This window comes from Chroococcus sp. FPU101 (genome assembly GCF_017312365.1).
Classification (GTDB): domain Bacteria; phylum Cyanobacteriota; class Cyanobacteriia; order Cyanobacteriales; family Microcystaceae; genus Chroococcus.
On sequence record NZ_BLJI01000003.1, the window covers coordinates 1 to 17,011 of the forward strand.

18 protein-coding genes, 1 tRNA gene and 1 other annotated feature (1 of these 20 cut by a window edge) are annotated in these 17,011 nt (G+C 36.2%); of the genes, 12 read left to right on the forward strand and 7 right to left on the reverse strand.

Annotated features, from left to right (window positions below; genetic code table 11):
• The 3 genes from CFPU101_RS04490 to CFPU101_RS04500 all read left to right on the forward strand — a co-directional run.
• The coding region (locus CFPU101_RS04490; RefSeq protein ID WP_206814140.1) for a hypothetical protein at positions 1–194 on the forward strand (194 nt) is incomplete at its 5' end.
• Between the two features lie 369 nt (positions 195–563).
• Positions 564–1,541 (forward strand): succinate dehydrogenase/fumarate reductase iron-sulfur subunit, encoded by a 978-nt coding sequence (locus tag CFPU101_RS04495; protein ID WP_206814141.1) that lies wholly within the window; start codon positions 564–566, stop codon positions 1,539–1,541.
• A gap of 81 nt (positions 1,542–1,622) precedes the next feature.
• Positions 1,623–2,615: a CsgG/HfaB family protein gene (locus CFPU101_RS04500; protein ID WP_206814142.1), complete on the forward strand. Its 993-nt coding sequence runs from the start codon at positions 1,623–1,625 to the stop codon at positions 2,613–2,615.
• Positions 2,616–2,654: 39 nt separating this feature from the next.
• Here the strand turns inward: CFPU101_RS04500 and CFPU101_RS04505 are convergent, their stop codons facing one another.
• Genes CFPU101_RS04505 through CFPU101_RS04520 form a run of 4 tightly spaced genes read right to left on the reverse strand, consistent with a single transcriptional unit; the run spans position 2,655 to position 6,045 of the window.
• Positions 2,655–3,131, reverse strand: coding sequence for a CYTH domain-containing protein (locus CFPU101_RS04505; protein WP_206814143.1), 477 nt, complete (start codon positions 3,129–3,131; stop codon positions 2,655–2,657).
• A gap of 2 nt (positions 3,132–3,133) precedes the next feature.
• On the reverse strand, positions 3,134–3,778 hold the full coding sequence (locus tag CFPU101_RS04510) for a Uma2 family endonuclease (protein WP_206814144.1): 645 nt from the start codon (positions 3,776–3,778) through the stop codon (positions 3,134–3,136).
• A gap of 60 nt (positions 3,779–3,838) precedes the next feature.
• Positions 3,839–5,653 (reverse strand): sodium:solute symporter family protein, encoded by a 1,815-nt coding sequence (locus CFPU101_RS04515; RefSeq protein ID WP_242577765.1) that lies wholly within the window; start codon positions 5,651–5,653, stop codon positions 3,839–3,841.
• Between the two features lie 41 nt (positions 5,654–5,694).
• A complete protein-coding gene (locus tag CFPU101_RS04520) occupies positions 5,695–6,045 on the reverse strand; it encodes a hypothetical protein (protein ID WP_206814145.1) in 351 nt (116 codons plus the stop codon).
• A 78-nt stretch (positions 6,046–6,123) separates the two neighbouring features.
• Between CFPU101_RS04520 and CFPU101_RS04525 the strand changes: the two genes are divergently transcribed.
• On the forward strand, positions 6,124–6,585 hold the full coding sequence (locus CFPU101_RS04525) for a DUF29 domain-containing protein (protein WP_206814146.1): 462 nt from the start codon (positions 6,124–6,126) through the stop codon (positions 6,583–6,585).
• Between the two features lie 2 nt (positions 6,586–6,587).
• On the opposite strand, the gene CFPU101_RS04530 is transcribed toward CFPU101_RS04525, so the two are convergent.
• Positions 6,588–9,590 (reverse strand): type ISP restriction/modification enzyme, encoded by a 3,003-nt coding sequence (locus CFPU101_RS04530; RefSeq protein ID WP_206814147.1) that lies wholly within the window; start codon positions 9,588–9,590, stop codon positions 6,588–6,590.
• A gap of 296 nt (positions 9,591–9,886) precedes the next feature.
• Positions 9,887–10,357 (reverse strand): Tab2 family RNA-binding protein, encoded by a 471-nt coding sequence (locus CFPU101_RS04535; RefSeq protein WP_206814148.1) that lies wholly within the window; start codon positions 10,355–10,357, stop codon positions 9,887–9,889.
• A 54-nt stretch (positions 10,358–10,411) separates the two neighbouring features.
• Between CFPU101_RS04535 and rimM the strand changes: the two genes are divergently transcribed.
• Positions 10,412–11,071 (forward strand): ribosome maturation factor RimM, encoded by a 660-nt coding sequence (gene rimM, locus CFPU101_RS04540; RefSeq protein ID WP_206814149.1) that lies wholly within the window; start codon positions 10,412–10,414, stop codon positions 11,069–11,071.
• Between the two features lie 51 nt (positions 11,072–11,122).
• Complete coding sequence (locus tag CFPU101_RS04545) at positions 11,123–12,946, forward strand: ABC transporter ATP-binding protein (protein ID WP_206814150.1); 1,824 nt, start codon at positions 11,123–11,125, stop codon at positions 12,944–12,946.
• A gap of 1 nt (position 12,947) precedes the next feature.
• Here CFPU101_RS04545 and CFPU101_RS04550 read toward each other — a convergent pair whose 3' ends face one another.
• Positions 12,948–13,937 (reverse strand): leucine-rich repeat domain-containing protein, encoded by a 990-nt coding sequence (locus tag CFPU101_RS04550; RefSeq protein WP_242577766.1) that lies wholly within the window; start codon positions 13,935–13,937, stop codon positions 12,948–12,950.
• 221 nt (positions 13,938–14,158) lie between these two features.
• Here CFPU101_RS04550 and rplS point away from each other — a divergent pair, with 221 nt between their 5' ends.
• From rplS to rplA, 6 genes are all read left to right on the forward strand, one after another.
• A complete protein-coding gene (rplS, locus tag CFPU101_RS04555) occupies positions 14,159–14,521 on the forward strand; it encodes a 50S ribosomal protein L19 (protein ID WP_206814152.1) in 363 nt (120 codons plus the stop codon).
• A gap of 77 nt (positions 14,522–14,598) precedes the next feature.
• A tRNA-Trp gene (locus CFPU101_RS04560) sits at positions 14,599–14,671 on the forward strand.
• A 162-nt stretch (positions 14,672–14,833) separates the two neighbouring features.
• Positions 14,834–15,076, forward strand: coding sequence for a preprotein translocase subunit SecE (gene secE / locus CFPU101_RS04565; protein ID WP_206814153.1), 243 nt, complete (start codon positions 14,834–14,836; stop codon positions 15,074–15,076).
• Complete coding sequence (gene nusG / locus CFPU101_RS04570) at positions 15,073–15,714, forward strand: transcription termination/antitermination protein NusG (RefSeq protein WP_206814154.1); 642 nt, start codon at positions 15,073–15,075, stop codon at positions 15,712–15,714. The genes secE and nusG overlap by 4 nt, the downstream gene beginning before the upstream one ends.
• A 2-nt stretch (positions 15,715–15,716) precedes the next feature.
• A complete protein-coding gene (gene rplK / locus CFPU101_RS04575; RefSeq protein ID WP_206814155.1) occupies positions 15,717–16,142 on the forward strand; it encodes a 50S ribosomal protein L11 in 426 nt (141 codons plus the stop codon).
• 61 nt (positions 16,143–16,203) lie between these two features.
• The gene (gene rplA, locus CFPU101_RS04580; protein WP_206814156.1) at positions 16,204–16,917 is read left to right on the forward strand and encodes a 50S ribosomal protein L1; all 714 of its coding nucleotides are present in this window, start codon (positions 16,204–16,206) and stop codon (positions 16,915–16,917) included.
• Between the two features lie 19 nt (positions 16,918–16,936).
• Positions 16,937–17,011 (forward strand) — a sequence feature (ribosomal protein L10 leader region); it runs 94 nt beyond the window's last position.

Sequence of the window (17,011 nt, forward strand, 5' to 3'; positions counted from 1 at the left end):
GGCGGCCTACTGCTATGGTCATAGAGTCTGATCCTCTTGCGTTAATGAAATCAAAAGCAAGATTTCTTAATGTAATCGTTTTTGAGATTGGGATATTATTCCCATTGTCTTATAGGTTGGGCGTTCCGCATACCTGTTTAGTCAAACTGATTCTCTCAGAATGCGATCGCTTTCCCTCTGTCCAACCGTCTTGAGTTCTCACAAACCAAGGACGATCTATTAACTTTTCTTAAACTAGCATAAGCTATGACGGAAGATCTAGCTTATTAGTCTGCTCAGACCATCATTTTTTTAGTCTGTATGTAATTATTATTAGCAAAAAATTTACAATCTGACACAACTAAACTCATAATTGGTGTTTTTTCTGAACCACATGAGAGATCAGATATACTAAAGCAAAGCTTGAGACGGAGCGAACCCAGAATGCTCGAATCAGATTGATCAACCCGTTTACCAACAACCGCTATCGTCAATTATTTGGTGATTTACCTGATGTTTAAATTTTTCTCTTAACCTTTAATCCAAACGATAGGATAGAACTAGAGCAGCATTCATCTTTACCTATGCAAGTCATTTTAAAAATTCGTCGCCAAAAGCCAAATCACACTCCTTGGTTCCAAACCTACACCCTTGATGTTGAACCAGGAAACACCGTCTTAGATTGTCTCAACCGCATCAAATGGGAACAGGATGGAAGTTTAACTTTTCGGAAAAACTGCCGTAATACAATTTGTGGCAGTTGCGGGATGAAAATTAATGGACGTTCTGCATTAGCGTGTAAGGAAAATATTGGCAGTGAAATCGAAAAATTTTCCCTTGCTGCTGATGGTAAAACTCCTGAAATTACGATCGCACCTTTTGGTAATCTCCCAATTGTTAAAGATTTAGTGGTGGATATGAAGCCATTTTGGGATGATTTAGAACGAGTTGAACCCTATGTTAGTACAAAATCACGTGATGTTCCAGAACGAGAATTTTTACAGACTCCCGAAGAGCGATCGCAACTCAATCAGATGGGAAACTGTATTATGTGTGGGGCGTGTTATTCTGAATGTAATGCCAAAGAGGTTAATGCTGGATTTGTTGGGCCTCATGCCTTAGCGAAAGCCTATCGCATGGTCGCCGACTCTAGAGATAGCGAGACCGAAAATCGATTAGAAAATTATAACAGTACGGATGGGGTTTGGGGTTGTACCCGTTGTTATTTTTGTAATGCGGTGTGTCCAATGGAAGTCGCACCGATGGATCAAATTGGTAAAATTAAGCAAGAGATTCTACCCCTTCATGAAGCGAAAGATAGCCGTTCAATTCGTCACCGAAAAGTATTGATCGAATTGGTCAAAGAGGGGGGGTGGATTGATGAAAGAAAGTTTGGTTTATATGTGATTGGCAATTATTTTAAAGATTTAAAAGGATTACTGAGTCTTGCACCTTTGGGGTTACGAATGCTAACACGGGGTAAATTTCCCACCTCTTTTGAAGCATCTGAAGGAACGGAAGAAGTTCGAGCAATTATTGAAGCAATACAACAAAATCGTTAAATTTCCGTAAGATGACACGAAAGTTGTGTATTTTATACTAATACTTTAGAAATTATCTGTTTGGTATTTAAAGGATAGACTATGAACCGTGTCTGCTTATTTTCTGTTGTTAGTACAACGGTAGTGTTTAGTATTGTCAATTCGGCTAACGCTTTAAATCATCAAGTATTAATTCCTGCTGCTCATTCTGTTTCTGAAACATTAATCGCACAAAATAACCAAAAAATTCGTGTTGCTGTACTCGATTTTGACTATAGCAGTGTTTCTGATCCCCGTTGGATTTCTATTGTTGGTGGTGGGGGCTCACGAGGTGTTAGTGATATTCTAGTTAATAAACTCGTCGAATCTGGACAATATTCAGTCATTGAAAGAAGTCGAATTGATGCAGTTTTAAAAGAACAAAATTTAGGCGCGTCGGGAAGAGTTGATGCAACGACTGCGGCAGAAATTGGGCGTATTTTGGGCGTAGATGTTGTAATTGTGGGATCTATTACTCAATTTGATCTAGAAGCACGTCAAGAAGGTATTAATGTCCCTTTTTTCGGTCAAAGAAAAACGGATACAAATGCTTATGTTAAACTCAATGCTCGAATGGTGAATACAACAACGGCTGAAATTGTTGGAACGGCTGAAGGAAATGGTACCGCAAATCAGTCCGATCGTTCAACAACTGTTTTGGGTTTTGGAGGAGGTTCAGCGACTAGCAATGAAAGCAAATTATTAAGCGCAGCTACCGAAAAAGCAGTGCTTCAAGTAGTAGAAACATTTAATTCAAAAGCTGATGCTGTTGCCACTTCTCCAAGAGCAATTTCTAATGCTGTAATTGCGGCTGTAGCGGGTAATCAAATCATTTTAAATAAAGGTTCTAGAGATGGTTTTGCTGTAGGAATGAAAGTATCTATAGAACGGGTGACTCAACAAGTTAAAGACCCTGCAACAGGTAGAGTTATTCGTCAACTCACTCAACCGATTGGTCTGATTGAAATTACTGAAGTAGATGGACAATCCAGTGTCGGTAAAGTGGTTTCTGGTTCTAAATTTCAAATAGGAGATTTAGCTAAACCTAAACGTTAAATGATTAATTTCTGTAGGGGTTTGGTCGCCAAACCCTTTCTAAGTTGATTTCCAATTTCGATAAGGATTTTTCGCTAGATTAACATTATAGTATCTCGCATCATGGCTAACTTCATCACCTACCCAATCTGGTAAATTGACTGTTTGATTTTCGTCTTTTAACTCTACTTCGGCCATGATTAATCCTTCATTTTCTCCTAAAAACTCATCAATTTCCCAAACTAAATCATCAATTTGTAGCTTATATCTGACTTTTTCTACTAATGGACGATCGCATAATGTATCTAACATCGTCTGAGCATCTTCTAGAGGGATTTCGTATTCAAATTCAGCGCGTCCAATTCCTTCAGTTTTCCCTTTAATTGTCATAAATGCTTGTTCACCAGCAATTCTAATTCTAACCGTCGTGATGCTATCTTTTGTAGCGATATAGCCTTGACGATAAAGCTTACCTGTTGCTTGTTTTTTCCAAGCATCATTTTTTACTAAAAATTTCCGTTCGATTTCAGTTGCCATTGTTATTGTGTGATTTGTTGTAAATACCAAGAAATTGCTTGTGATTGATTCATTTGACGAGTCTTTTGTAACAGTTCTTTGAGAAGGGGAATAGATAAACCTGGTAAAACAATAGATTGAGTAATTCTTTGAGTATTGCCTGTTTCTATTTTAAACGCGATAATATCAGATTTTTTAACATCAATGACCCAATACTCTTTCACTTGTAATTGTTCATACATCAAGCATTTTTTAGTAATATCATCTTTAAATGATGTACTACCAATTTCAATCACAAAATCTGGAACAGGATAAATATTTAAGTCAACAATACCTGTATCATAGGGAATAGCATCGGCATTGTCTCCCAAATGGTAAGATATATCGGGTTGTACTTCGAGCACACCTGCTTTTCGATAAGTACAGTTATCTCTAACAGTAGCTTTAATATTGTTGGTTGCCAGAAAATAACCAACAGCGAATAGAATTACATAATGATCGCAAGAATGATCCGAGCCAATAGGTGTCATCTGTATTCGATAATGTCCATCAAAATAATAACTTTTGCCTTTTTCCTCATACTGAGGTTGATCGATTATTGTAATGTATTCTTGCCATGTTGCTGCAATCCAGACATTATTAAGAATTTCTGTTTGTAGTTGATTCATTGTTTTAGTTTTAGATAATCTAAGTAGGGGTTTGGTCGCCAAACCCAAAATTTTATCTTTTTAATACTCTTCTACATCTGGTGTAATTTTGACCTCTTTTGATAAAAAGCGAAACCAAGTGAAATATAAACCAATGGATAATAGAATAAAAAATAAACCTAAAATTCCTAGATTATCCCAACGCTTCATCATAAACATAATTCCCATCATAAATAAGATCATTTGCCAAGGAACTGCTAAAAAAGTTGCTAGGATATCTCTTTGGTTTTCTGCTTTGATTTTAGCTTGAATATTTGGTTTGAGACTTTCTCGCATTTCTCCCCAAAAACCAAAAGGACGAGTGACTTGATAAAAATGATGTAAAACTGCTTTTTCGGTTGGTGGGGTTAAAAACGTTCCGATAATACAACCTATTAATGAACAAATACTGGGGATGAGAAATAGAAAATATTCTTGCATCACGGGGTTAGGATACAACGGAATGACCACTGCTTTAGCGAAAATGGCTGATATCATTCCTGCAAGTGTTCCCGCAGCAAAACCATAGCCATTAAAACGCCACCAATACCATCGTAATAGTAATGGAATCGCTAAACCAATTCCTAATCCAGTGGTTAACCAACCCCAAATATCATTAATATTCGTGACATTAAAACTAAAAATTAAACCAACAACGACGATTAAAATTGAAGCTAAACGACTTTGCCAAACTAACTGACGTTCTGAGGCATTTGGTTTGAGATAAGCTTGATAGATATCTTTGACCCAATATGCTGCACCTGAATTAATAATCGCATTAAAAGTAGACATCGCCGCCGCCAGAAAAGAAGCGACTAATAAACCTTTCATCCCGACGGGAATATATTCTGCTAAAACAGTCGGTAAGATGAGTTCTGGATCAGTAATCGTTCCTCTGGTTAAATTGTAGTGTATCCCCAATAAAGCAAATGCGGTCATCAGGGGCCAACGAAAGGACAATAAAAGTATCCAAAATAAAGAAAGTAAACCTGCATCTCTGTCACTTTTTGCCGCTAGATATCGTTGCAGCATATAGCCACCACTACCGCTACATCCTTCAATAACGGTTTTGAGAAGATAGAAAGCGACGACACCCCCAAATAAATTAAAGATCGCATAATCTCCAGGTAAATCAACTGTCCAAGGGGGAATGATACTACTCCACTCCTGAAAACTCCAAGTTTTGAGTTGTTCGGAACCTCCAATTGCTACCGAAAATGAATCAGGTAATGTTACCGTTGTCAAGGCAATGACACAAACATATATAATTGCGAAAAAAATCAAAACACCTTGGAATAAATCAGTAATGACACCACCGTAAAAACCACTAACCACTGTATAGATTAAGGTTAGTAGTACTAAAAGAATTGATGCTAGACGATCGTCCATTCCCAGAAATTGCCCTAAAAATTTCCCACCAGCTACGGAAAAATAACTCATCGTACCAATGGAAAAGAAAATAGTAGCGATCGCACTAATAATTCTCGCGGTTTTTCCCTGTCTTCCAGTACCGAAGCGAAACTGCATCCATTCGGCCATTGTCATCACTTGGGCTCTTCTATTCCATTTCCCCATGAAAACCATTAGAAAAGCCATGATGAGAACCACACCGCCTCTAATCTCAATAAAAAAGCCTTTAGCACCTAGAGCGTAGATTAAAGCCGAGATGACCATTGTACCCGCTAAATCGGTATTAGCAGCCATTCCCGACACCCCTAGCATCCACCAAGGTAAGCTACGACCACCTAAAAAATAGGTTTCTAAATCAGTGGAAGCCTTTCGCTCTAAGATAAAACTTAAGGCCATTACAGCGACTAGATAGAGCAGGATAATAAAATTATCAATGGGATGCAGCATAGGTAGAGAAGAAAAACAAGTCAGTTAGTTGACCTTCTACTTTACCTGCGTTGTTCCCTCGCTTCAAGTGTCTTAACTCGTTTATCTAGCTTTCTGACATCTTCTCGAATTTCAATGACTAGAGTAGACAAGCGTTCAAACATCGGATCACTTTCGCCTATCAATTGTCCATTCACCACACGCGGAGAGGTAGAAGGTTGACGCGGAGTATAAGAAGGAGAGGGAGAACGAGAACCACTACCTAAACGCCCAATTTGTGATTCTAACCGACTGACACGGCTACTTAAGCTAGATAGTTCCGATCGTACTGCTGTATCGGACTGAGCGAATACTGATTGATTAAGTACTAATACGCAGAGAAGTGAGAGTAGGATTAGATAGAAATATCTCATATCGCAATGAGGTTTTATTTTTTATGATAGCGATCTAAAGATTTAATTAGAATAAAAATAACCCTTAAGGATGAGACAATGAAAACTCAAACTTCAGAAGAAATTAAGAGTCTATATGAGCAAGATTTTCTTTTATGGACGGAAAGGATTGTAGAACAACTACAGACAAAAGATATTGCTCATTTAGATTGGGAAAATTTAATAGAGGAGATCAAAAGCTTGGGTTATGAGGAAAAGCGAAAAGTAGATAGTTATGCGAAACAATTACTACTACATCTTTTACTATATCAATATTGGTTAAGTGAACGAGAGTTTTGTAAAAGAGGATGGAGAACTGAAATTACAAACTTTCGAGATGAGCTAGAAGACTTATTTCAGTCTGAAACTCTTTATAATTATTATCTACAAAGACTCGAAGAAGTCTATCGAAAGTCCAGAAGGTTAGCCATTGAAAAAACAGGATTGACCGCAAGTAATTTTCCTCAAGACTGTCCGTACACTATTGAACAAATTTTAGATTTTGATTTTTTTCCTGATTAAACTTATTCTAATTTTTGCTTTAACTCCTGTATGATCTCCATTGTCTCCACACTCACGGTACAAACTCGACACAATAAATCAATGACTTGTTCTTTATAATCTGCAAAACGATAAGTATTAAATTTTTCAGCAATGGTAGGATCTTTGGGTTTCTTTTCTTTGTATTGATCTAAAATCCATTCTAATGCAGAACGATTTCCTAGTTGATATTTCCAAGCAAGAGACGGAACATTTTCTAAAGTCGTAACATCATCTAAAATAATCTTCCTATTAGGTTTATCTGCTTTAAGTTTTGGTTTAGGTTTGTCTAAAGCTATATCAATTCGTTTGAGTGAATAAGGTTCAACAGTTTCATAATTGATATGCAATTCCATTAGTTGTTTACCCCAGTTTACCCATTGAAAGAAATCATCATAAAACGGAAGTCTCGGAAAATCTCTTTTTAGATTGAGTTCGTATTTATCGCGATATTCTGGGTTATGCAATACTGAATAGGTGTAGTTAAAGATGTCTTCTTTAGTGATAGTTGTATCTTGGTAATGTGTTTGAAATTGTTTTAATCCCCAGTCTGTAATATTATCGATTCTGTTTCCGTTTTCATCATAGCGATAGAAAGAAATACATTGTGTACTACCACCACCAACAAGTAAAGAACCTAAATCAATAATTGTGTCGGTTGCGACAACGGCAAACTTATTTCCACCTGTATTAAAAGCAATTATTGGATTACTTTGATTATTGGAATAAATGTTAAACCATTGATAGGTTCTCCCGTTGAAATGTTTATCAAAGTATAAAAACTGTTTGAAATAAGGACGATAATACCCTGTTAAGAGACTATTATCAGAATACTCTTTTTGTATTTTGCGTTTTAGATAACTTGTTAATTCAGCATCCCATTTAATTTTATCTTTAAATTCATAATTTACATTTGCTAACGTATTTTGATAAACATTGATTAAATACTTTATCTTTTGCTCTAACTTATCTTTAGATAAATCATAAACCCATTCATCACATTGAGTTTTAATTCCAGATGAAAATAACTTAAAAACTGCTTCCTCAGATTTACTAGCTTTAACCTCTTTATCAACTAAAGGAATCAAATCATCAAAATTATTATTTGATTGATTAATCCAGTTATGTTTTTTGTCAGGAATGATGTGAATAAAAGAAATATCTTTAAATTTTGTTTTTGACAGAAAATCTCTTTTATCTATTGCAATTTCAAATTCTGGACGACGAGAATAAAATATCTGACAAGGAACTTTATCATTTTTTTCTCTTTTTACCATCAAGCTAATAGCAACACCAGTTTGGATAGCAAAAACATTATGAGTTGTTCCTGATAGTTTTGGATTTTCTCGAATATTTCCACCTAAATCTATTAAATATATCTCGCTAAACTCATAAGCTACAACTTTTCTAAAACCATCAAAGGCTAAAGCATCAATAAAAGAAGAATTAGTAATAAAAGCTAGAATACCATTTTGATTTAATCTATCAGATGCCCATCGTATAAATCTAGTATACATATCATAAACAACAATTTGATTTTGTGCTGTTCCATTTTTGATATAAGTTTCTTTAATCCTTTTATCAATTCCTTCATAAACACGATTTGCATTATTTTGATTAAAGTTTTCTTGCTTTGCATTATAAGGAGGATTACCAATAATCACAGAAATTTCTCGATCATTTTGACTCTTAATTCTAGCTGTATTCTCTACAGTTATCGAAAATAAATCAAGTTGTTTTCCCACAAAACAAGTATGATCTAAAGTATCAACAAAACAGATATGATTAAACTCCTCATATTCTCCCATTTTTTGCTTATAGGTAAACTCAATATTCAAGTTAGCAATATAATAAGGAAGAATTGCCACTTCATTACAATGAATCTCTTTTTGATACTTGTACTTAAGTTTATCTTTAGGTAGATGTTCAATTAATTCTGTGATAAAAGTGCCTGTACCCGTTGCTGGATCTAAAATTTCTACACCAGGATCGGATAATAACTTACCAAAATGTTTATGTGTTAAATAATCAACACTTTCAATCATAAATTTAACAATCTCATTTGGAGTATAGACAATCCCTAATCTATCTGCTGCTTTGGGATTGTATGCTTTATAAAAATTCTCATAAATCGCTTTTAAAAACTTTTGCTTTTCATGATGATTGTAGATATTCGCTGCGGTGCGACGAATTACAGCATAATATCTTTCTACTGTACTGAGAGTATTTTTTTTAGTACTTCCAGTGAAAAATGTCTCAATTACTTTTTGCAATTCTCTAGCAATATTATTTTCTCGATGAAACTGCGATTCATTAAAAATGTTGATAAAAATATCTTCAGTGAGAATATGTTGTATCATCATCTCTCGCACATCAAGATCACTAATTTCAGGATTAATTGACTGTTGACAGATAGTTAAGAAACTATTTTTAGCTTGTTCAAATTTTGTATTACTCAAAGATTGCTTTTCTATCAAATCTCGCAAAGCATCTAGAATAGTCGGTAAATCTTCCTTAAAACTTTTGATTGCTTCCTGAAAATCCTTGACTTCTGGACGAACATAGTTAATAAACGTATTGAGAAGATGATCTAATGCTTCATCATCTCTCATAGATACCCGTAGCTTTTCCTCTTTTCCTTGGATTAAAACAGCAGTTTGGGAATCTTCAAATAAAATATTATCGTCAGGATAGCCGATACTTAATTTCTTTTCGATCTCTTTATCTAAATTGTCATACTGATCTTTTGCTTCCCAATATCCCCAGTCTAATCTTAAAGCATCTTTTACTGTACCATCAGGATATAAGACCTTCCCAACTTTGGTACGATAATCAAGTTTAGGAATCAGCATAAAATCTCTTGTTTTGCAATAGCTATTCAAAAGATTTTGGAAAGCGATTTCTAGCGAGGATTCTTTTCTGGTACCTCCATATTGAATAATGCGAACGACTTCTGAGTAATACTGATTAATAGCAAGACGAGACATAATAGTGTGTTTCCGTTCAACATACTGTTAGTGTTCCCACCGCAGCCTTTTTGAGTGTTCAGTAATTTTACTGAATTTGTTGTTTTAATTAATTTGATTAAAATATTAGTCTTTTATACCACCGTGCAATCAATTTCATGGCTGAGAGCTTCGAGTCTATTGAAATGGACTAAAATATACAAGAATAGTCGGTTTCAACCAACTTCAGCTTTGAGACAGAGAATAAATTCTCTGGCAATATATTTTAATTACCTAATGAATTATCTAATTTACCGTCTGTATCCAGAATACAAAAATTATCCGAGTAACCAAAAACCTGTATAAGTCATCCCAGAGTCATCGGGTTGAACTAAGAGAAAATGTAACCCTTTACTAGCTTTTTTTTTCCGTTCATATAGATCCGCAAAATGAGCCATTTCGGCATCATAGAAAGTAGCAATAACCCAACGTTCATTAACACCAGCTTCTAAAATTAATCCTCCTGATTGTCCAATTTCAGCAGGGATATAATTAAGAGAACGGGGACTAATTTCTTGTAACCATTTTGCTAAAGCCATCGATTTTCTATCACCATAAATAATGACTCCAGATATCGGTAGAGTCGAAGCTAGTCCTAAATTGATAGGATATAAAGATTCTTTTGCAGATAGAATAGGAATCGGGCGACTATTAAAAAACTCCACTAATTCTTCTGCGGGTAATGAGGCAAAACGCCATTCTTTACCTAATAAATGATCTGGAATGGGTTGAGGCGGTAGTTGAGTCATAGATGAATAAGATATAATTATTCTATAATCAGAATAACAGTAAAAATGACTTCAATGAATGATTTATTAGAAATTGGCACAATTGTAGCACCCCAAGGCTTAAAAGGGGAAGTTAGAGTATCTTCAATATCAGATTTTCCTGAACGGTTTGTAAAATCGGGGAAACGTTGGTTACAGTCTCCTCAAGGTGAATCCCCACAAGAAATAACATTAATAAAAGGTCGTTACATACCAGGAAAAGAAAATATTTATATTGTTCAAATAGCGGGAGTAGAAAATAGAGAACAAGCCGAAAATTTAAGAGGATATAAATTGTTTGTTGAAACTAGCGATCGCCCAATTTTAGAGCAAGACGAATATCATGTCAGTGATTTAATTGGTATGGAAGTATATCATCAAGTTAATGGGGAAAATATCGGAATGATTACTGATGTTTTTTGGGCTGGTAATGACATTTTAGAAGTTAAATTACATCAACAACCTACTCCCATAGAAGAAAAAACAATTGATTTATCTAAAATTAGCCGCATCAGCAAAAGGCATAAAGTCAAACCGAAAACTAACAAAATAGCAACGGTTCTTATCCCTTTTGTTAAAGAAATTGTCCCTATAGTCAACTTGCCAGAAAAACGCCTCGAAATAAATCCACCTAAAGGATTGTTAGAAATAAATCTATCTATAGAAGGAGAAAATAGCACTAATGATGACAATTGATTTTCATCATTGGATGGGCTAGAATATTATCTAGCTGATCCTTGAAAGTTAATGAAAATCTCCTCTAAATTTAATAAACCTATCGCTAGAAGTCGTGACAATGATTGGCGACTTGTCCTAAGTCTACTTCCTTATGCTCGCCTTTATAATAAGACTTTAATCCTTTCTATCATCTTACTTATTCCCTTATCAATATCGGGAGCAATTCAACCGATTATTATTGGGCAATCGGTGTCATTATTAAGAAAAGAACCTTCTTGGAATTTTTTAGAAAATGTATCTATCGATCAAGCTTTACAAATATTAGCAATCATACTAGCTGTAACTATTGTTATTCGCTTAATTTTTGCATCAATTCAAGGCTTTTTAGTTCAAAAAGTTGGTCAAGAAATTACGGCTTCAGTTCGAGAAGATTTATTCACTCATGTTACCTCATTACCGATTCGTTTTTTTGAAAAAACACCAGTTGGAAAATTAGTAACTCGTTTAACCAGTGATGTCGAAGCATTGGGAGAAGTATTTGCTAGTGGTGCGATCGGTGTTTTAAGTGATTTGATTTATATTTTAGTCATTATTGTGACTATTTTTACCTTACAGTGGCAACTAAGTTTATTACTCATAAGTTTGCTTGTTCCAGTAACAGGTTTAATTATTTATTTTCAAAAACAATATCGGAAAGCGAACTATCAAGCGAGAGAAGAATTATCAAAACTGAATTCAATGTTACAGGAAAATGTAACAGGTGTTAATGTTGTACAAATCTTTCAACGAGAAAATTATAACGTTGAAATGTTTCGCAAAATTAATGTCGGTTATCGAAATGAAGTAGATAAAACGATTTTTCATGATTCAGCAATTTCAGCTACTCTAGAATGGATAGCATTAATCGCTATTGCGGGTGTTCTTTGGTTAGGTGGACTTTTTATTTTACAAGATAAAATTAACTATGGTACCCTATTAGCTTTTATTTTATATGCGAGACGTTTATTCAATCCTCTAAGACAGTTTGCTGATAAATTTACAATGTTCCAAGCGGGTTTTACAGCTATTGAACGGATTAATGAATTAAAGAATGAACCGATTGAAAGTCGTAGTCAGATAGTAGCTTATCCACATTCAAAAGATCCAATTATCTCGCAAAAAAAAGGTGGAGAGATTCGCTTTGATAATGTTTTTTTTGCTTATAAAAATGATGAATATGTCCTTAAAAACTTAGATTTTGTCATTCAATCTGGCGAAAAAGTTGCTTTAGTTGGGCCAACAGGTGCAGGCAAAAGTTCAATTATTAAGCTACTATGCCGTTTATACGAACCCACCCAAGGACGTATTCTAATTGATGGCATCGATATCCAAAATATACCAAGAGCCGAATTACGTCGTTATATCGGTGTTATTTTACAAGAAACTTTTCTATTTGCAGGAGATGTTAAACGGAATATAACATTAGGGGAAAATTACTCGTTTGAACAAATTAAAAACTCAGCACAATTAACGAATATCGATCGATTCATCGAAGACTTGCCCCAAGGATATGATACCCTGCTACGGGAAAGAGGAGCCAATTTATCTGGAGGACAAAAACAGTTACTTGCATTTGCGCGAGTTGCCATCCGTAATCCAGGTATTCTCGTATTAGATGAAGCCACATCTAGCTTAGATGTAGGAACAGAATCATTAATCCAAGATGCCTTAATTCATCTTCTTCAAGAACGAACCGCTATTATTATTGCTCATCGTCTTTCAACCATTCGTGATGTAGATAGAATTTTGGTCTTAAAACGTGGACAATTAGTTGAGACAGGAACTCATGAAGCTTTACTGAAACTTGATGGTTTGTACGCTAGTTTATATAAATTACAAATGTTAGGCAACTAGATTACAAATTACAAATTGTTTCAGGTTGAACAGGACAAGTTGTATAAACTAAATTAGGATTTTTGGCAAGATTTAATTCTTCAAGTTTAGTCAGTGAAGATAAAGTATCTATCTTCAAAATCTTATTGTTAGATAATCCTAAATTTTCTAATTTAATTAGTTGCGCTAAGGGACTAATATCAACAATTTGATTAAAATTAAGAAACAAGCCTGTTAGGTTAACTAATGATGCTAATGGAGCAATATCACTAATTTTATTTTTGTCTAACAGAAGTAATTTTAAACGGTTTAATCCAGATAAAGGTGAAACATCAATAATTTGATTATTTTCCACAATCAGGACTGATAATTGGCTTAAAGTACTTAAAGGACTAAGATCAACAATCTGATTGTTACCTAAAGAGATTCCTGTTAAATTATTTAATGAAGCTAATGGGGAAAGATCTCTAACTTGATTACGATCCAAAAGAATTTTATCTAAACGATTTAAAGATGATAATGGAGTTAAATCAATAATTTTATTATCGGGAATATACAATTTAGATAGACGATTTAAAGATGATAATGGAGTTAAATCAGTAATTTCGTTATTAAATAACCAAAGCGTTTCTAAGTTATGCAGTTGAGCAAGCGGTTTTAAGTCAGCAACTTTATTGTTAGATAAATCAAGTTCTCTAAGTAAATTTAAAGGAGTCAGGGGAGAAAGATCAATAATATAATTATCAGCTAAAATCAACCTATTCAGACGTGACAAGGAACTAAGGGGCGTTAAATCACTTAAATTAGCACCCGATAAATTTAAGTCATTAACTTTTCCTAATTGATGTGAGGCTTTAGAACAGCTATTTGTTTTTGCGATTTCTAAGAGAACCATTAGAGTATACTGAGCATTAGGTGACAAATTTTCTCGTTTTTCACATACAGTAGCAAAATTATTCGTATAATTCGATTCTACATAGCAATATATTCCCAAAAGCGAGAAAAGCGTCACTATACTTAAGATGACGAACCTAATCAGTTTTTTATTCTGACTGAAATGCCAAAGCCGCATACGGGTCAAATTGCACCAAATAGTAGAGATTTTTCTTTATATGCTATCAGAACTCATAAGGTTTTGTCTTCCGTGTGACCCGTGAATAAAAAAATATCTTCAAAATCTTTCAATTTTTGAAGATGTATAGTAAAATAAAAAATTGTGAGTTTTTTAAAACCATGAACGCAGAACAAATTATCAGATCTATCGAGGCGGAACACATAAAAAGTGATTTGCCAGCGATCAACGTAGGTGACACCGTCAAAGTCGGCGTGAGAATCGTCGAAGGTGGTAAAGAACGGGTTCAGCCTTATCAAGGTGTCGTTATTGCTATGCGTAATGGTGGCATTAGCGAAACCATCACCGTTAGAAAGGTGTTTCAAGGAGTAGGCGTAGAGCGTGTATTTTTGCTTCATTCACCACTGGTTGCTAGTGTACAAGTGATCAGTCGTGGTAAAGTAAGAAGAGCGAAACTTTACTACCTGCGCGATCGTGTCGGCAAAGCAACTCGCATTAAACAGCGTTTTGACCGCCCAATTTAAGCTCTCTAGCAGCAACTCCCCTAAAGAGCGAACTGGTTAAAACTAGGTTATAATAGGTAGAAATCGTACTCAAGCTTGCGTCCTTAGTTCAGTTGGTAGAACGCAGGTCTCCAAAACCTGATGTCGAGGGTTCAAGTCCTTCAGGGCGCGTTGGGACTACCTATAATATAGGATGACCAGCCACTAGCTCAAATAAAAAGGGGAAATCTAAGTGCTGAGTCGCAAATTCAGTGATAAGTTATTAAGCATTCCTTCTTGTAAAAGAGGGTATTGATGGCAAGTGACTGAACTTTAACTTGGGAGAATAATACTGTGGTCAAGAAAGAAGCTGAAAAAAAAGAAACGAGCATCGCTAACAACGAAGAATCAAAATCGTTTCAGCTTAATCAATTTGTCGATGAGACGAAAGGAGAACTGAAAAAAGTTGTTTGGCCAAGTCGTCAACAACTCATCAGTGAATCGGCGGCTGTCATGCTAATGGTTAGTTTAGTAGCTACGATCGTCTATCTAGTCGATCAGTTCTTTGCGTGGGGTGCAGGGAAGATATTTCAATGAGTTTCGCTGAAGATTTTAACCCTGAAATTCCTGATGATCTCATCGAAGAAGATGAGGCCAAGGAACGAAACCGCAAGAGAGCGCGTTGGTATGCCGTTCAGGTGGCTTCTGGTTGTGAAAAGCGAGTAAAAGCTAACTTAGAACAGCGTATCCATACTCTAGACGTAGCAAACCGTATTTTTGGTGTGCAAATCCCACAAACGCCGACGGTCAAAGTTCGTAAAGACGGTAGTCGTCAACACGGAGAAGAAAAAGTTTTTCCGGGCTATGTTCTGGTCAAAATGGTCATGGATGACGAAGCTTGGCAGGTTGTCAAGAATACGCCCAACGTGATTAACTTTGTCGGAGCCGAACAAAAACGACACTATGGCAGAGGTCGCGGTCATGTCACACCCGTTCCCCTAAGTCCTTCAGAAGTAGAGCGCATTTTCATGCAAGCTCAAGTCTCTGAACCCGTCGTCAAAATTGATATGGAAGTCGGAGACCAAATTATGGTTCTCTCAGGCCCCTTTAAAGAGTTTCAAGGAGAAGTCATCGAAGTTAGCCCAGAACGAAGCAAACTCAAAGCTTTACTCTCTATCTTTGGTCGTGACACTCCCGTTGAGTTGGAATTTTCACAAGTCGAGAAACAAGGTTAGTAATGGCCAAAAAAGTTGTAGCAATGATTAAGTTAGCTCTTCCCGCAGGAAAGGCTAACCCCGCCCCTCCAGTCGGCCCAGCATTGGGTCAACACGGGGTCAATATTATGATGTTTTGTAAAGAATATAATGCCAGAACCGCCGATCAAGTGGGTATGGTCGTTCCCGTAGAAATTTCTGTCTTTGAAGATAGAAGCTTTACCTTTATTCTCAAAACCCCTCCCGCCTCCGTTTTAATTTGTAAAGCAGCAGGCATCGAAAGAGGTTCCAAAGAACCCAACAAGAAAAAAGTAGCCAGCATCAGTCGCGCACAATTGCAAGAAATTGCTCAAACCAAAATGCCCGATCTTAATGCCAATGACATTGATGCAGCGATGAAAATCATTGAAGGAACCGCCCGTAATATGGGTGTCACTATTAAAGAATAATTTAAACACAATTAGGGGAGAAGCCGAGCTTCGCTATTAACCCTTTGGAGATCTAAAAAAAATGGCTAAAAAAATCTCTCGTCGTCTACGAGATGCAAGCGCAAAAGTCGAAGAAAAAGCATACGAGCCGTTGGAAGCCCTACAACTGCTTAAAGAAACCGCAACCGCAAAATTTGACGAAACAGCAGAAGCGCATATTCGTCTAGGGATTGACCCGAAATATACCGATCAACAATTAAGAACAACCGTCACCTTTCCCAAAGGTACTGGACAAAGCGTTCGAGTCGCCGTCATCACCAGAGGGGAAAAAGAATCGGAAGCCAAGTCAGCAGGTGCCGATATTGTTGGTTCTGAAGATTTAATCAACCAAATTCAGGGCGGAATGCTCGATTTTGAAGTTTTAATCGCCACACCCGATATGATGCCTCAAGTGGCTAAACTCGGTCGTCTACTGGGGCCTCGCGGTTTAATGCCGTCACCCAAAGGAGGCACCGTAACCACTGATTTAGCAGGGGCCATTGAGGAATTTAAAGCAGGTAAACAAGAATTCCGCGCCGACAGAACTGGAATTGTTCATGTCATGTTCGGCAAAGCTTCGTTTACCGCAGATGACCTTTTAGTTAACCTAAAAGCTCTACAGGAAACGGTTGATCGTAACCGTCCTACAGGTGCTAAAGGTCGTTACTGGCGCAGTGTTTATGTTTCTGCTTCAATGGGGCCATCGATTGAGGTGGATATTAGTTCCCTCCGTGACCTAAAATTAGCAGAAGCGTAACAGAACAACAACCCAATATTTGCTTCATCGGGAAATACCGAAGACAGCAGGTGCAACTTAGCTTAAATATCCTGTCGAGGTTGACCTAAGAAAG

Coding starts and splice junctions, on each gene's coding strand:
- CFPU101_RS04495 (WP_206814141.1), top strand. CDS start 564: ATGCAAGTCATTTTAAAAATTCGTCGCCAAAAGCCAAATCACACTCCT.
- CFPU101_RS04500 (WP_206814142.1), top strand. CDS start 1,623: ATGAACCGTGTCTGCTTATTTTCTGTTGTTAGTACAACGGTAGTGTTT.
- CFPU101_RS04505 (WP_206814143.1), bottom strand. CDS start 3,131: ATGGCAACTGAAATCGAACGGAAATTTTTAGTAAAAAATGATGCTTGG.
- CFPU101_RS04510 (WP_206814144.1), bottom strand. CDS start 3,778: ATGAATCAACTACAAACAGAAATTCTTAATAATGTCTGGATTGCAGCA.
- CFPU101_RS04515 (WP_242577765.1), bottom strand. CDS start 5,653: ATGCTGCATCCCATTGATAATTTTATTATCCTGCTCTATCTAGTCGCT.
- CFPU101_RS04520 (WP_206814145.1), bottom strand. CDS start 6,045: ATGAGATATTTCTATCTAATCCTACTCTCACTTCTCTGCGTATTAGTA.
- CFPU101_RS04525 (WP_206814146.1), top strand. CDS start 6,124: ATGAAAACTCAAACTTCAGAAGAAATTAAGAGTCTATATGAGCAAGAT.
- CFPU101_RS04530 (WP_206814147.1), bottom strand. CDS start 9,590: ATGTCTCGTCTTGCTATTAATCAGTATTACTCAGAAGTCGTTCGCATT.
- CFPU101_RS04535 (WP_206814148.1), bottom strand. CDS start 10,357: ATGACTCAACTACCGCCTCAACCCATTCCAGATCATTTATTAGGTAAA.
- rimM (WP_206814149.1), top strand. CDS start 10,412: ATGAATGATTTATTAGAAATTGGCACAATTGTAGCACCCCAAGGCTTA.
- CFPU101_RS04545 (WP_206814150.1), top strand. CDS start 11,123: ATGAAAATCTCCTCTAAATTTAATAAACCTATCGCTAGAAGTCGTGAC.
- rplS (WP_206814152.1), top strand. CDS start 14,159: ATGAACGCAGAACAAATTATCAGATCTATCGAGGCGGAACACATAAAA.
- nusG (WP_206814154.1), top strand. CDS start 15,073: ATGAGTTTCGCTGAAGATTTTAACCCTGAAATTCCTGATGATCTCATC.
- rplK (WP_206814155.1), top strand. CDS start 15,717: ATGGCCAAAAAAGTTGTAGCAATGATTAAGTTAGCTCTTCCCGCAGGA.
- rplA (WP_206814156.1), top strand. CDS start 16,204: ATGGCTAAAAAAATCTCTCGTCGTCTACGAGATGCAAGCGCAAAAGTC.